The organism is Cellulomonas sp. IC4_254, from assembly GCF_011603975.1.
Lineage (GTDB): Bacteria > Actinomycetota > Actinomycetes > Actinomycetales > Cellulomonadaceae > Cellulomonas.
The window spans coordinates 1-13,946 of record NZ_JAANNB010000099.1 but is presented as its reverse complement, the minus strand read 5'-3'; the positions used below and the strand labels follow the sequence as shown (position 1 = coordinate 13,946).

The window sequence follows — 13,946 nt, the reverse complement described above, 5'->3', positions numbered from 1 at the left end:
GTCGCGGTCATGCAGAGGCCTCCTGGGCATCGCGTCCGGCAGCCCGGGAGCGGCCTCGTCGCCGCCCCCGCCGACGGCGGCCGGGGTACCTCGTCACTGTGCCACAGGAGCGGGGCCCGGACCGGTCGACTGTCGAGTGCCCAGAACCCGCGGGACGAACCGGGACGAACCGTCCGGGCTTCTGCGCACTCGACGCGGCGGCCGCCGATCAGGACGTGCGGCCGGGTCCGTACTCGAAGTGCCAGTACTCGGCGTACGGCTGCCCCTGGCGGACCCGGGCCGGCGCGTACCAGCCGTAGGTGGGGCCGTTGGCGACCAGCCAGTCGTAGCGGGCGGTTCCGAAGCCGTAGGTGCCGGGCCACTCCTGCACGTCCAGCGCGGTGCCGAGGCCGTGCGACGACGTGCCCGGCGCCGCCGCGAGCCCGCCGAACGCGGCCTTCATCGCCACCTGGTCCTCGTAGGACCGGTAGGTCAGGTCCATGTCGACCGACGCGCCGAACTGCGCCCGGAACGCCTCGTTCAGCGCGGTCAGGGCGTCCGCGGCGTCGCACCGCAGGTACTGGGCGAACCCGAGCTGGTCGGTGCCCCACGGCACCTGGCACATCGCCGAGGCCGGCATGTGGCCGTTCGACCCGTCGCCGTCGGCCGTCGGCACGGAGGTCACCCAGAGCACGTTCCCCTGGGCGTCGACCGGGCGGCCGTCGACCCAGCCCGCGATGCCGGGGCTGCTCGGCGCACCGGCGGGCGCCCCGGCGGAGCCCGAGCCCCTGCTCGCCTGCGCGGCGGCGGCCTCGGCGTCGGCCTGCTCCTGCGCGGCCCGGGCGGCCTCCGCCGCAGCCGCCTCGGCCGCGGCCTGTTCGGCGGCGACCCGGGCGGCCTCCTCCGCGGCGGCCTGCTCCCGGGCGAGGCGGACGGCCTCGGTCGACCGGCGGGACGCCTCGGACTCGGCGGTGCGGCGCTGCTCGGCGAGGAAGTCGTCCTCCGCCGCGGTGAGCTCGGCGGTGAGGCCGATGGCCTCGGCGCGCTGCTCGGCCTCGGCGGCCCGCTCGCGCGCGTCGTGCAGCTGCACGCCCACGACCGCGACGGCCGCGACGAGGACGGCGCTGGTCGCGGCGGCCACCACGGCCCGGCCGCGGCCGTACCGGCGCGCGGGGGAGGGGCCGGTGGTGACCACGGCGTCCGGCCCGGCGCCGGGGTCGGTGCCGTCCGCGGGCGACGCGGCGGCGTGTGCCGCGGCGCTCGCGGCGGCGCGGGCCGCGCGCCGCGTCGCGGGCGGGGGGACGGGCGACGGCCCCGGGGCGCCGGTCGCCCCGGGGCCGCGCGTCGCGTCCGGCTCCGTCACTTGCCGCCCAGGCCGTCGATCTGCGCGAGCTCGTCGGCGGACAGCGTGAACTGCAGCGCCTCGAGGTTGTGCGCGATCCGGTCCTCGTTGGTCGACTTCGGGATGACGACGATCCCGTGGTCCACGTGCCAGCGCAGCACGACCTGGCGGGTGCTGACGCCGTGCGCCTCGGCGATCGCGGTGAGCACCGGGTCGTCCAGGTCGGTCCGCTTGAACGGGCTGTACCCCTCGACGACCACGCCGCGCTCGGCGTGCGCCGCGAGCAGGTCGGCGTCGAAGTCGCCCGGGCTCCACGGGATCTGGTTCACGGCGGGCGCCTCGCCGGTGGCGGCGATGAGCTCGTCGATCTGGGCGATCGAGTAGTTGGACACGCCGATCGAGCGCACCAGGCCCTCGTCGCGCGCGGCGATGAACTGCTCCCAGGTGGCGGGCGTGGCCTGCTTGTTCGGCGGCCAGTGGATCAGCCACAGGTCGAGGTGGTCGGTCCCGAGCGCGGCCAGCGACTCGTGCAGCGTCTGGCGCTCGCGCCCGGCGTGGTCCGGCGGCAGCTTCGTGGTGAGGAAGACGGCGTCGCGGTCCATGTCGCGCAACGACAGCGCGCGGCCGACCTGCGCCTCGTTGCCGTAGCCCGTGGCGGTGTCGACGTGCGTGTAGCCGAGCTCGAGCGCGGCGACCACGGCGCGCTCGGCGTCGCCGCCCTCGGACTGCCAGGTGCCGAGCCCGAGCAGCGGCATCTCGCCGCCCTTGAGCGTGACGGTGGGGATCTGCGGAGCGGGTGTCATGCGTCCATCGTGGCTCAGCCCGCGGACCGCGGCCACGGCAGGGGCGCGACCAGCGGCGGGACCAGCGGGGCCACGGCGCGGCGGAACTGCGCGGGCGTCTCGCCGGTGAGCCGGCCGAACGTCCGGGTGAACGAGGCCTGGTCGTAGAACCCGGCCGCGGCGGCGACCTCGGCCAGCGGCAGGTCCGTCCCGCCGAGCAGCGCCGCCGCGTGGTCCACCCGCGCCCGGAGCACGTACTGCTGAGGGGAGAGGGCGTAGACGCGACGGACCCGGCGGTCGAGCGTCGACGGCGAGCAGCCCGCCGCCTCGGCGAGCTCGGCCACGGTCGGCGGGTCCGCGAGCCGCCCGTGGACGAACGCCGCGACCCGGGACAGCGCCTGGACGGTCGCCGCGTCCGCGTCGCTCGCGCGCAGCGCCTGGGAGATGCTCACCAGCCCCACGACCGCGCCGGCGTCGTCGCGCACCGGCTCCTTGGACGTGAGGTACCAGCCGGGCGGGCCCCCGGGTCGCCGGATGAGCTCGAGCTCGCGGTGCAGCGCGCGGCCGGTCGCGAGGACGTCCCGGTCCTGGGCGTCGTACCGCTCGGCCAGGTGCGGGAGGAACAGCTCGGCGGCGGTGCGCCCGACGACCGCCCGGCGGGACCGCTCGGGAGTGCGGCGGACGAACGCGTCGTTGACCACCACGTACCGCCCGGTGACGTCCTTGGCGCAGAACATCGTGCCGGTGAGGTCGTCGCACAGCCGGAGCAGGGCGGGGGTGAGGGCGCGCAGCAGGGCGCGCGCGGCGGCGTCGGCGGCCGGCGCGGCGTCGGGCCCGGCGGGGTGGGGTGGACGGCGTTCCATGTCGGGGGCAGCGTAGGTGCTGCGCGTGACGGGCACGTGTCACGGATCCGGCCCGGTGGCCCGGTCGATCCGTGCAAGACGGGGCGCGCGGCGCTCGGGGAGGATCCCGCCATGACGACGACCCACGACCCGGCCGCCGCCGCCGGTGCCGCCGACGCCGCGCCGCCCGCCCCGGAGCACCTGACGCGCGACGCTGTCGACCTCGCGCACCGCTGGATGGACGCGACCGCCGCCGACGAGACCCCGGCCGAGCGCCGGGCCACCGGCCGGCTCGCCGCGCTGGTCGCCGACCCCGCGGGCCTGGAGCTCGCGGTGCGGTTCGTGGACCGGGTCGCCCGCCCGGAGGACGCCCGGGTCGCGGCGGCCGAGCTCGCCGGCCTGGGGGAGCGCGCGGCCGACGCGGCGGCGTTCCTCGGCGCCGTGGACCGGGCGCTGCTCGGGGTCGGCGCGAAGGTCGCCCCGCTGCTGCCGGCCGCCGTCGTGCCCGCGGCCCGGATCCGGCTGCGCCAGCTCGTCGGCCACCTGGTCGCCGACGCCGGCCCGGGTCTGGGTCCGCACCTGGCGCGCGCCCGCCGGGAGGGCTTCCGGCTCAACCTCAACCTGCTGGGCGAGGCCGTGCTCGGCGAGGACGAGGCGAACCGCCGGCTCCAGCGGGTCGCCGAGCTGGCCGCCCGCCCGGACGTCGACTACGTGTCGATCAAGGTCTCGGCCGTGGCGAGCCAGCTGTCGACCTGGGACACCGAGGGCAGCGTGCGGCGCGTGGTCGAGCGGCTGCGGCCGCTGTACCGGGCCGCGGCGGCGAGCGGCACGTTCCTCAACCTCGACATGGAGGAGTACCGCGACCTCGCGCTGACCGTGCGGGTGTTCGACGAGCTCGTGACCGACCCGCAGGTGCGCGGCGCCGAGATGGGCATCGTGCTGCAGGCGTACCTCCCCGACACCTCCGACGCGCTCGACGAGATCACCGCGATCGCCCGGCGCCGGGTCGAGGCGGGTGGCGCGCGGCTCAAGGTGCGGCTGGTCAAGGGCGCGAACCTCGCGATGGAGCAGGTCGAGGCGGAGCTGCACGGCTGGGCGCAGGCGCCGTACGCCGGCAAGCCCGACGTCGACGCGCACTACGTCCGGCTGGTCCGGCGCGCGCTCGACCCGGCGCGGACGTCCGCGCTCCGGGTCGGCGTGGCCAGCCACAACCTGTTCCACGTCGCCTACGCCCACCTGCTCGCGGAGCACCGCGGCGTGTCCGAGGCGCTCGACATCGAGATGCTGCAGGGCATGGCGCCGGCGCAGGCCCGCGCGGTGCAGCGCGAGGTCGGCCAGGTGCTGCTCTACACCCCGGTGGTGGCGAAGCGGGACTTCGACGTCGCGATCTCCTACCTGGTGCGCCGGCTGGAGGAGAACGCCGCGCACCAGAACTTCCTGCACGCGCTGTTCGCCGGCGGGGACGGCCCGGACGAGGGCATCTCCTCGCAGGAGGACGCGTTCCTCGCGTCGGTCGCCCGCGCGGACCGCGTGCCGACGGAGCGCCGCCGGCTGCCCCGCGACCCCGGCGCGCCGGCCCCCGAGCCGGGGGCGTTCCGGAACGCCGCCGACACCGACCCCGCGGTCGCCGAGTCCCGGGACTGGGCCGCGCGCCTGGTCGCGACGGAGGTCGAGCCGCCGGCCGGCGCCGTCGAGGTCGGCACCGAGGCCGAGGTGGACGCGGTCGTCGCCCGCGCGGTCGCCGCCGCGGCCGCCTGGTCCGCCCGCACGCCCGCCGAGCGCGCCGCCGTGCTGCGCCGCGCCGCCGACGAGCTCGAGGCCGCCCGCGGCGACCTGGTCGCGACGATGGTGCACGAGGGCGGCAAGACCGTCGCCGAGGCGGACCCCGAGGTCAGCGAGGCCGTCGACTTCGCCCGGTACTACGCCGACCGCGCGGAGGAGCTCGCCGACGGGCACGTCCCGGGCGCGGTGTTCCGGCCGCGCGGCGTCACGGTGGTGACCCCGCCGTGGAACTTCCCGGTCGCGATCCCGGTGGGCTCGATGCTGGCGGCGCTCGCGGCCGGGTCCCCGGTGCTGATCAAGCCGGCGCCGCAGACCCCGCGGTGCGTACGGGTGGCCGGCGCGGCGATCCAGCGGGCGCTCGACGCGTCCGGCGTCGAGGAGGCCGCGCTGCAGGTCGTGCTGTCGCCCGAGGGCGAGGTCGGCCGCCGGCTGGTCACGCACCCCGACGTCGCGCGGGTCGTGCTGACCGGGTCGCTCGAGACCGCGCAGCTGTTCGCCGGCTGGCGGCCCGACCTCGACGTGCTGGCCGAGACCTCCGGCAAGAACGCGCTCATCATCACGCCCTCCGCCGACGTGGACCTCGCGGTCGCCGACCTCGTGCGGTCCGCGTTCGGGCACGCGGGGCAGAAGTGCTCGGCGGCGTCGCTGGCGATCCTCGTCGGCTCGGCGGGCACGTCGGACCGGCTGCGCCGACAGCTCGCCGACGCGGTGTCGTCGCTGCGGGTCGGCTGGTCGGACGACCTCGGCACCACGATGGGCCCGCTGGTGGAGCCGGCGTCGGGCAAACTGCTCCGCGCGCTGACCACGCTCGACGAGGGCGAGTCGTGGCTCGTGCAGCCGCGGCGGCTCGACGAGGAGGGCCGGCTGTGGACGCCCGGCGTCAAGCACGGCGTCCGGCCCGGGTCCTGGTTCCACCTCACCGAGTGCTTCGGCCCCGTGCTCGGCGTGATCCGCGTCGACACCCTGGACGAGGCGATCGAGGTGCAGAACGCGGTCGCCCTCGGCCTCACCGGTGGCCTGCACTCGCTCGACGAGGTCGAGATCGCGCACTGGCTGGACCGGGTCGAGGTCGGCAACGCCTACGTCAACCGGCACATCACGGGCGCGATCGTGCAGCGGCAGCCGTTCGGCGGCTGGAAGGCCTCCGTGGTCGGCCCTGGTGCGAAGGCCGGCGGCCCGTCGTACGTCGCGCAGCTCGGCGCCTGGTCCGACGCCCCCGAGGTCGCGGCGCTGGACGACGAGGCGTGGCTGGCGTGGGCGCACGCCGACGACGCACGGGTCTGGCACGACGAGCTCGGCGTGGCCCACGACCCGTCCGGGCTCGCGTCCGAGGAGAACGCCCTCCGGCACCGCCCGGTGCCGCACCTGACCGTGCGGGTCGGCGCCGACGGGCGGGAGCGCGACGTGCTGCGCGTGCTGTCCGCGGCGCGGACCGCCGGCGTGCCGGTGACGGTGAGCCGGGCGGCGGAGGAGAGCGACGACGCGTTCGCCCTGCGGGTCGCGGCCGGTGAGGTCACCGGGCGGGTGCGCGTCGTCGGCTCGGCGCCGGGCCTGCGCGCCGCGGCGGTCACCCGCACGGGCGAGGTCACGGTCCTCGACGCCCCGGTGGTGGCGAGCGGCCGGCGGGAGCTGATGACGGTCGTCCGGGAGCAGGCGGTCTCACGCACGCGCCACCGCTTCGGGCACGTCGACCCCACCCGCTGACCCGCCGCAGGCCCGGGATCGGAGGCTCCGCCCGGGATCGGAGGCTCCGCCCGCGTTCGGAGGCTCCGCCCGGGATCGGAGGGTGCGGCGCGGTATCGGAGGGTGCCCCGGAGGCCTCCGACCCCGGGCGCCCCCCTCCGGGACCCGTGGGAGCCTCCGAACGCACGGGAGGGAGGGAGGGCGGCGGGCTCAGGCCGAGCCGCGGACCACGAGCTCCGGCTCGAAGACCTGGGCCTCCGTGCGGGCGCGGCGCCCCTGGAGCTGCGCGACCAGCTCCTCGCCGGCGGCGCGCGCCATCGCGATGACCGGCTGCGTCACCGTCGTGAGGTTCGGCTTGGTGGTCGTCGCCAGGCCGGAGTTGTCGTAGCCCACGACCGCGACGTCCCCGGGCACGGCCCGGCCCGCTTCGGCGAGCTCGGGCAGCGCGCCGGCGGCCATGAGGTCGGACGCGATGAAGATGCCGTCGAGGTCCGGGAACCGGGCGAGCAGCTCGCGCGCCGCCGACGCTCCGCCGTCGACGGTGAAGTCGCCGTGCACCACCGCGTCGTCCGGCAGCCCGGCCTCGGCCAGCGCGGCGCGCCACCCGGCGAGCCGGTCGATGCCGGCGGACATGTCGGCGGGCCCGGCGATGGTCGCGATCCGGCGCCGGCCCAGCCGGACGAGGTGCTCGGTCGCGATCCGGCCGCCGCGCAGGTTGTCGGTGTCGACGACCGCCGCGGCCTCGCCGCCGACCAGCGGGCGGCCGATGAACACCGTCGGCAGCCGGGAGGCCTGCAGGGCGCGGTCGATGGCGTCGTCCCGGTGGTGCGAGACCACGATGGCGCCGTCGACGTGCCCGGCGCGCAGGTACCGGGCGGTGCGCTCGGACTCGCCGGGCCGCGCGATGACGAGCAGCAGCTGCAGGTCGGCCAGCGCGAGCGGCGTGGACACCCCGTTGAGCACGCCGGCGAAGAACGGGTCGGACAGCACGCGCTCGTCCGGCTCGGGCACGACCAGCGCGACCGAGTCGGTGCGGCGCGTGACGAGCGACCGCGCGGCGCGGTTCGGGGTGTAGCCCAGGTCGGCGACCGCCGCGGCGACGGACTCCATGGCCTCGGGGGACACCCGGTCGCCGCCGTTGATGGCGCGAGAGGCGGTGGAGCGGGAGACGCCCGCGCGCAGCGCGACCTGCTCGAGCGTCGGTGCCGGGTGGGTGGCCGACGGGATGGCGGACTGGTCGATCACGCTGGATCGCCCCCTCGTGACGGTCGGGTGGTGCCCGTGCGCGGCGCACCGGCGGACGCGCGCCCCTGCGCGGGGCCCGGTGAGGGGCCCCGCGCGAAGCGTAGCGGTCAGCCCTTGACGGCCCCGGCCATGATCCCCGCGACCAGCTGGCGGCCGGCGGCGACGAACAGCAGGAGCAGCGGGATGATCGACAGGACGACACCGGCCATGATGAGCGGCAGGTCCTGGAAGAAGCCGGCCTGCAGCAGCTTGAGGGCCACCGGCAGGGTCGGGTTCTGGGTGCCGAGCACGATGGACGGCCAGAAGAAGTTCGTCCACGACGTGATGAAGGTGAACAGCGCGAGCATCGCCGCGGCCGGCCGGGCCGCGGGCAGCGCCACCGACCAGAACGTGCGGAACATGGACGCGCCGTCGACCCGGGCGGCCTCGATGAGCTCGTAGGGGAGGGCGGAGTCGAGGTACTGGGTCATCCAGAACACGCCGAACGCGGTCACCATCGCCGGCAGGATCACCGCGAGCAGGTTGCCGGTGAGGCCGAGCTGCCGCATGACGATGTAGAGCGGCACGACGCCGAGCTGGGTCGGCACGGCCATCGTGGCGATGACGAACACCAGCAGCGGGCCGCGGCCGCGGAACCGGAGCTTGGAGAACGAGTAGCCGGCGAGCGTCGAGAAGAACACCACCGACAGGCTGGTGACCACGGCGACGATCAGCGAGTTGCCGGTCGCCTTCACCAGGTCGATGTCGGCGTCGAACACGCGCTGCAGGTTCGTGAAGAACTCACCGCCGGGGATCAGCGACGGCACCGGGTTCTGGGCCACCTCCGCCGACGTGGAGGACGACAGCAGGAACGTGAAGTACAGCGGGTACGCCGAGATGAGGATGAACGCGCCGAGGACGACGTAGGTCACCCAGCCCGGTCGCCGGTCGGCGCCGCCGTGGGACTTGTTGCGCTTGCGCTGCGCCGCGCGGGCCGCGCCCTTGCCGGCGGTCTGCGCGATGACGGGGACGGACGGGGCGCTCATCGGGGGTCCACCTCGATCGGGGCGGCCGCGGGCACCGCGGCGTCGGACGTCTGCTTGACCCGGCGGGCGAGGTCGCGCGAGCGGCGCCGCGTCTCGCGGCGGGCGGCCTTCGCCTTGCGGCTCATGTCGTCCGCGGAGGCGATCTTCCTGGTCAGGAAGTTGTTGAGCAGCGCGAACAGGATGATGATCAGGAACAGCAGCCAGGCGACCGCCGCGGCCCGGCCGAGCTGCTGCTTGTTCCAGCCGAGCTCGTACAGGTAGAGGGTCACGGTCTTCCACTGGCCGTTCGATCCGCCGAGGCCGGTCGCGTCGTACATGCGCGGCTCGTCGAAGATCTGCAGGCCGCCGATGGTCGACGTGAGGATCACGAAGATCATCGTCGGGCGGACCATCGGGACCGTGATGGAGAAGAACTGCCGGATCCGGGTGGCGCCGTCGAGCGTCGCGGCCTCGTACATGTCGCGCGGGATCGCCTGCATGGCGGCCAGCAGGATCAGCGCGTTGTAGCCGGTCCAGCGGAAGTTCACCATCGACGCGATGGCGATGTGCGAGGCGAACGCGTCCTTGTGCCAGCCGATCGGGTCGATGCCGATCTGGCCGAGCAGGGAGTTGATCATGCCCGAGCCGTCGGCGAACATCTGCGAGAACACCAGGCCGACGGCCACCGGGGCGACGACGTAGGGGAGCAGGACGCCCATCCGCCAGAACGTCTTCGCGCGGAGGTTCGCGTCCAGCATCGCGGCGATGACGAGGGCGACGATCACCTGCGGCACCGTCGACAGCAGGAAGATGCTCAGGGTGTTGCGCAGGGCCTTCCAGAAGAACGTCTGGCCGAGCACGAACGTGAAGTTGTCGAACCCGACGAAGTCGCCCTGGCCGCCGATCAGGCTCCACTCGTGCAGCGAGACCCAGCCGGTGTAGAGCAGCGGGAACAGGCCGACCACCGCGAACAGCAGGAAGAACGGCGAGATGTACAGGTAGGGCGAGACCTTCACGTCCCAGCGGCCCAGCGTCTGCTTGAAGCCGATCTTCCGGGGCGCGCGGTCGTCGTCGCTGCGCGGTGCCGCGCCCCTGGGGGGCGCCGTCTGGGTGGCCATGGGGTTCCTTCGTGCGGGCGGGCCGGGGTGGTGCGGTGCGGGCGCGGGTGGTGCCCGCGCGACGGGCCGGGCCGCCGGGGAGCTCCCGGCGGCCCGGCCCGGTGGGGTCAGCCGATCGCGGCGACCGCGTCCTCGAAGCCCTTCCAGGACTCCTCGGGGGTCATCGACTTGTCGACGTCGACGCGGTTGAAGGCGTCGGACAGGCCGCTGCGGATGGTGAAGTAGTTCTCACCCTTGTACGGCGCGACGGAGATGGCCGCGGCCCGGTCGGTGTAGATCTGGCCGGTCGGGGCGTCGTTGAAGAACTCGCGGGTCATGCCCTGGAGCTCGTCCGACTGCTGCGCCTCGATCTGGCTCGGGAAGTTGCCGTTGACGGCGAACGCGGCGAGCTGCTGCTCGGGGGCGGTCAGCCAGTCGGCGAGCTCCTGGGCCTCCTTCGGGTGCTTCGACATCGTCGGGACGGCGAGGAACGAACCGCCCCAGTTGCCGCCGCCGCCGGGGAACACGTTGGCGATGTCCCAGCCCTCGACGCCGGCCGAGTTGCCCTCGATGTTGCCGAGGAACCACGCCGGGGCGAGCGCCACCGCGAAGGCGTCGCTCTGGAAGGCGCTGGTCCAGTCGGCCTCCCACTGCTTGAGGCCGGCGGACTGGTCCTCGTGCGACAGGATCGTGTCGTAGATCTCGCGGATGTCCGGGTTGTCGAGCGCGATGATCTCGCCGGAGTCGGGGTCCTCGAAGGGCACCTCGACCTGGTTGATCCAGCCCTGGGCGAGGGCGTCGGCCGAGTCGAAGAACGCCGGACCGGTGCCCGCGGCCATGAACTGGTCGCCGACCGCGAAGAAGTCCTCCCAGGTGGCGTCGTCGCCACCGAACAGCTCGGCCACGGCCTCGCGGTCCGTCGGCAGGCCGGCCGCGGCGAACAGGTCGGAGCGGTAGGCGATGGCCTCCGGGCCGATGTCGGTCGGGTAGCCGAGCAGCGCGCCGTCCGGGGTGGTGGCCTGGTCGGTGGTCCACTTGTTCCAGCGGCCCTCGACCGAGTCGCTGGTCAGGTCGGTGAACTGGTCCGAGTACTGGATCATCTGCGGCAGCCAGTCGACCTCGACGCCCACGACGTCCGCGAGGCCCGAGCCGGCGCCGAGCGCCGTCTGGAACTGCTCCTTGGCGTCGTCGGACTTGCCGAACTTGTTGTGCTCGATCTTGATGTTCGGGTGCTCCTCCTCGTACTGCTTGAGGAGGTCCTCGTAGCCGAACTGGTTGAAGGTCGAGATGGTCAGGGTGATCTGACCGTCCGAATCGCCGTCGCCGGCGGCGTCGTCCGACCCGCCGCCGCACGCCGTCGCCAGCAGGGCGACGCTCGCCGCTCCGGCCACGGCCACCCAGGTCTTGCGCGTGCTCCTGCGCACTGTGACTCCCTCGTCATCCGCGGCGACGTCGCCGCTCCCGTCGGGTCGCCGGCACCGGCGCCCGTCGTGGGACCGCTCCCACCGCGTACTGCGGGAGCGCTCTCACGCCATGTCAGGCACCTTGTCGTCCGGGGGTGGTGAAGTCAAGCGACGGGGTGCGCAAACGGGTGTGGAAGCGGTCCCACGACGACGTCCGCGCAGGTCAGCGCCCTGGTGCCGCGGATCGCGTTACGGAATCGTTACTCCTGCGCGGAGCCCGCGGCCCACCCGCGCGCCACGCCGGCCTCGGCCTCGAGCGCGCCCCGCACGGCCTTCGCCGCGGCCTGCTCGACCGCCGAGCCGAACAGCGGGACGTTCGCCTTGAGGTCGCCGTCGTAGGTGATCGCGGAGCCGCCCTCGGCGGCGGCCAGCGCGACGGTCCCCGTGAGCCGGACGGGCGCGCCGGCGATCTCGACCGCGACCGTCCCGGTGCGGGTGCCGTCCGCCGCGGCGGGCTCCCAGGCCTCCACCTGGCGCACCTCGAGCGTCGAGCCGACGAAGGCGCGGACGTTCGCCGGGATCTGGTCCGTGGGCAGCGCGCGCCGGGTGGTGACCGTCAGCGCGCCGTCGTCCGCGGGGGCCACGTCGACGTGCAGCACCTCGGCGCCGCTCGCGATGACCTTCGCCCGGACGTACACGGGGTCGGCCAGCATCGTCCCGGCGGTGCGGGGGTCGGCCGGGACGGGGACGGTGACCTGCAGGTGCACGGGCGTTCGGGTCCTTCCGAGGTGCGCGGGCGGCCGCGGGGGAGGTGCGGGTCCGACGACAGTATCCGCCCGGACCCGGCCGCGCGTCCCGGCGTCGGCGCGGGCGTGGGGCGCGTCACGTGCCGGGACGTGGGACGGGCCCGGGCCGGGCAGGTCGTGCGCCGTACCCTGGGGCGGTGTCCACCCTGAGCGAGCTCGCGCAGCGCCACGCCCACCTCGACGCCGCGGACCTCGAGTGGCTGCACCTGCTGGTCGGGGACTGGCAGGTCATCTCGGACCTCGCGTTCGCCGACCTCGTGCTGTGGCTGCCCACCGACGACGGCGACTTCGTGGCCATCGCGCAGGCCCGCCCGAGCACCGGCGCGACCGTGCACTACGACGACGTCGTCGGCTCCCGCGCGCCCGAGGGCCAGCGCCCGCAGCTCGAGCGCTCGCTCAGCGAGGTCCGCGCGCAGCGCTCCCGCGAGCCGCGCTGGTTCGGGTCGTACGCCGTGCGCGAGGAGGCCGTGCCGGTCGTGCACGACGGTCGCGCCATCGCCGTCATCGCCCGGCAGACCAACCTCGGCGGGGCCCGCACGCCCAGTCGCCTCGAGCTGAACTACGTCGAGGCCGCCGACGACATCATGGGGATGATCGCCCGCGGCGAGTTCCCGATGCTCAACGCCGCGACCGGCCCGCGCCGCGGCGCCCCGCGCGTCGCCGACGGCCTCGTGCGGCTGAACTCCGAGGGCGAGGTCCTGTACGCCTCCCCGAACGCGCTGTCCTGCTTCCACCGGTTCGGCGCGATGGACGACCTCGTGGGGCGGTCGCTCGTCGAGGTGGTCGCCGACCTCGTGCAGCAGAACTCGCCCGTCGACGAGTCGATGCCGCTCGTGCTCATGGGCCGCGCGCCGTGGCGCACCGACATCGAGGCGCACGGCGTCGCGCTGTCCCTGCGGGCCGTCCCGCTGTCCGAGGAGGGGGAGCGGATCGGCGCCGTGCTGCTGTGCCGCGACGTCTCCGAGCTGCGCCGCCGGGAGCGCGAGCTCATCACCAAGGACGCGACGATCCGCGAGATCCACCACCGCGTGAAGAACAACCTGCAGACCGTCGCGGCGCTGCTGCGGCTGCAGGCCCGCCGGATGAACGTCCCCGAGGCCCGCGCCGCGCTCGAGGAGGCCATGCGCCGGGTCGCCACGATCGCGCTGGTGCACGAGACGCTGTCCCAGACCCTCGACGAGACCGTGCAGTTCGACGAGCTCGTCGGCCGGTCGCTGCGGCTCGCCGCCGACGTCGCGTCCGCCGGGGCGTCGGTCCGGACCTTGGTCCGTGGCACCTTCGGGCCCGTGTCCGCCGAGGACGCCACCGCGCTCGCCCTCGTGCTCACCGAGCTCGTCACCAACGCCGTCGAGCACGGCCTCGCCGGCCGCGACCACGGGTCGGTCGAGGTGAACGCCGAGCGCGTCGAGGACGACCTCACGGTCACGGTCGCCGACGACGGCGCCGGCATCCCGGCCGACGCGGCCGGCAGCGGCGCCGGCCCGGGCACGGGCCTGGGCACGCAGATCGTCTCGACGCTCGTGACCAACGAGCTCCGCGGGTCGATCGCGTGGGCGCCCCGCGCCGGCGGCGGCACCGAGGTCACGCTGCGCGCGACGCTGCGCACCCCGGGCCGCGACGCGGCCGCCACGGTCGCCTGACCCCGGCGCTGAGCCCGAGCCTCGCTGCGCCGAGCCGCGCTGCGCTCGGACCCCGCTGCGCTCGGACCGCGCCCGAGCCGCGCTGCGCTCGAAGGGCGCTGTGCCGCGCACGCGCCGCGCGGAGCACTCGCCGAGTGGGCACTCCCTGTCCCCATCGCGCCATGTGAGGGGACACCTTCTGCCCTCTCGGCGCTCGTGCGGTGACATGGCAACTCTCGGCTGTGCGCGGGCGGCCGGTGGCAGCCGAGAGTTGCCATCTCGGCGAACCCGAGCGGGGAGGAAGCGCGAGAGAGAGTGCGCGCGGGTGCGCGAGGGTGCTGGCCCGGGTGCGCGAGGGTGCT

The 13,946-nt window shown here is 75.1% G+C and carries 10 protein-coding genes; 2 read left to right on the top strand and 8 right to left on the bottom strand.

Annotation, left to right across the window (positions count from 1 at the left end):
- Nucleotides 1-208: 208 nt before the first annotated feature.
- The 3 genes from G6556_RS20235 to G6556_RS11120 are packed head-to-tail and all read right to left on the bottom strand — an operon-like array spanning nucleotide 209 to nucleotide 2,966.
- Complete coding sequence (locus tag G6556_RS20235; RefSeq protein ID WP_166941291.1) at nucleotides 209-1,342, bottom strand: M15 family metallopeptidase; 1,134 nt, start codon at nucleotides 1,340-1,342, stop codon at nucleotides 209-211.
- Entirely contained in the window at nucleotides 1,339-2,124 is a 786-nt protein-coding gene (locus tag G6556_RS11125) for an aldo/keto reductase (protein WP_166941290.1), read from the bottom strand. Before G6556_RS11125 ends, G6556_RS20235 begins: the two co-directional genes overlap by 4 nt.
- 14 nt (nucleotides 2,125-2,138) lie before the next feature.
- Entirely contained in the window at nucleotides 2,139-2,966 is an 828-nt protein-coding gene (locus tag G6556_RS11120) for an AraC family transcriptional regulator (RefSeq protein WP_166941289.1), read from the bottom strand.
- Nucleotides 2,967-3,077: 111 nt separating this feature from the next.
- Between G6556_RS11120 and G6556_RS11115 the strand changes: the two genes are divergently transcribed.
- Nucleotides 3,078-6,431: a proline dehydrogenase family protein gene (locus G6556_RS11115; protein ID WP_166941288.1), complete on the top strand. Its 3,354-nt coding sequence runs from the start codon at nucleotides 3,078-3,080 to the stop codon at nucleotides 6,429-6,431.
- A 189-nt stretch (nucleotides 6,432-6,620) separates the two neighbouring features.
- Here the strand turns inward: G6556_RS11115 and G6556_RS11110 are convergent, their stop codons facing one another.
- The 5 genes from G6556_RS11110 to G6556_RS11090 form a co-directional block, all read right to left on the bottom strand.
- A complete protein-coding gene (locus G6556_RS11110) occupies nucleotides 6,621-7,655 on the bottom strand; it encodes a LacI family DNA-binding transcriptional regulator (protein WP_166941287.1) in 1,035 nt (344 codons plus the stop codon).
- Nucleotides 7,656-7,762: 107 nt separating this feature from the next.
- Nucleotides 7,763-8,680, bottom strand: a complete 918-nt coding sequence (locus tag G6556_RS11105) for a carbohydrate ABC transporter permease (protein WP_166941286.1) — start codon at nucleotides 8,678-8,680, stop codon at nucleotides 7,763-7,765.
- The gene (locus G6556_RS11100; RefSeq protein WP_205693330.1) at nucleotides 8,677-9,777 is read right to left on the bottom strand and encodes a sugar ABC transporter permease; all 1,101 of its coding nucleotides are present in this window, start codon (nucleotides 9,775-9,777) and stop codon (nucleotides 8,677-8,679) included. The genes G6556_RS11105 and G6556_RS11100 overlap by 4 nt, the downstream gene beginning before the upstream one ends.
- 107 nt (nucleotides 9,778-9,884) lie before the next feature.
- Nucleotides 9,885-11,180: an extracellular solute-binding protein gene (locus G6556_RS11095; protein ID WP_166941285.1), complete on the bottom strand. Its 1,296-nt coding sequence runs from the start codon at nucleotides 11,178-11,180 to the stop codon at nucleotides 9,885-9,887.
- A 239-nt stretch (nucleotides 11,181-11,419) separates the two neighbouring features.
- Complete coding sequence (locus tag G6556_RS11090) at nucleotides 11,420-11,926, bottom strand: DUF2505 domain-containing protein (RefSeq protein ID WP_166941284.1); 507 nt, start codon at nucleotides 11,924-11,926, stop codon at nucleotides 11,420-11,422.
- Between the two features lie 176 nt (nucleotides 11,927-12,102).
- On the opposite strand from G6556_RS11090, the gene G6556_RS11085 reads away from it, so the two are divergent.
- Complete coding sequence (locus G6556_RS11085; RefSeq protein WP_166941283.1) at nucleotides 12,103-13,605, top strand: PAS domain-containing sensor histidine kinase; 1,503 nt, start codon at nucleotides 12,103-12,105, stop codon at nucleotides 13,603-13,605.
- Nucleotides 13,606-13,946: the final 341 nt, after the last annotated feature.

Excerpts from the sequence above, each read along its gene's own strand:
- G6556_RS11125 (WP_166941290.1), bottom strand. The coding sequence starts at position 2,124 with ATGACACCCGCTCCGCAGATCCCCACCGTCACGCTCAAGGGCGGCGAG.
- G6556_RS11120 (WP_166941289.1), bottom strand. The coding sequence starts at position 2,966 with ATGGAACGCCGTCCACCCCACCCCGCCGGGCCCGACGCCGCGCCGGCC.
- G6556_RS11115 (WP_166941288.1), top strand. The coding sequence starts at position 3,078 with ATGACGACGACCCACGACCCGGCCGCCGCCGCCGGTGCCGCCGACGCC.
- G6556_RS11105 (WP_166941286.1), bottom strand. The coding sequence starts at position 8,680 with ATGAGCGCCCCGTCCGTCCCCGTCATCGCGCAGACCGCCGGCAAGGGC.
- G6556_RS11100 (WP_205693330.1), bottom strand. The coding sequence starts at position 9,777 with ATGGCCACCCAGACGGCGCCCCCCAGGGGCGCGGCACCGCGCAGCGAC.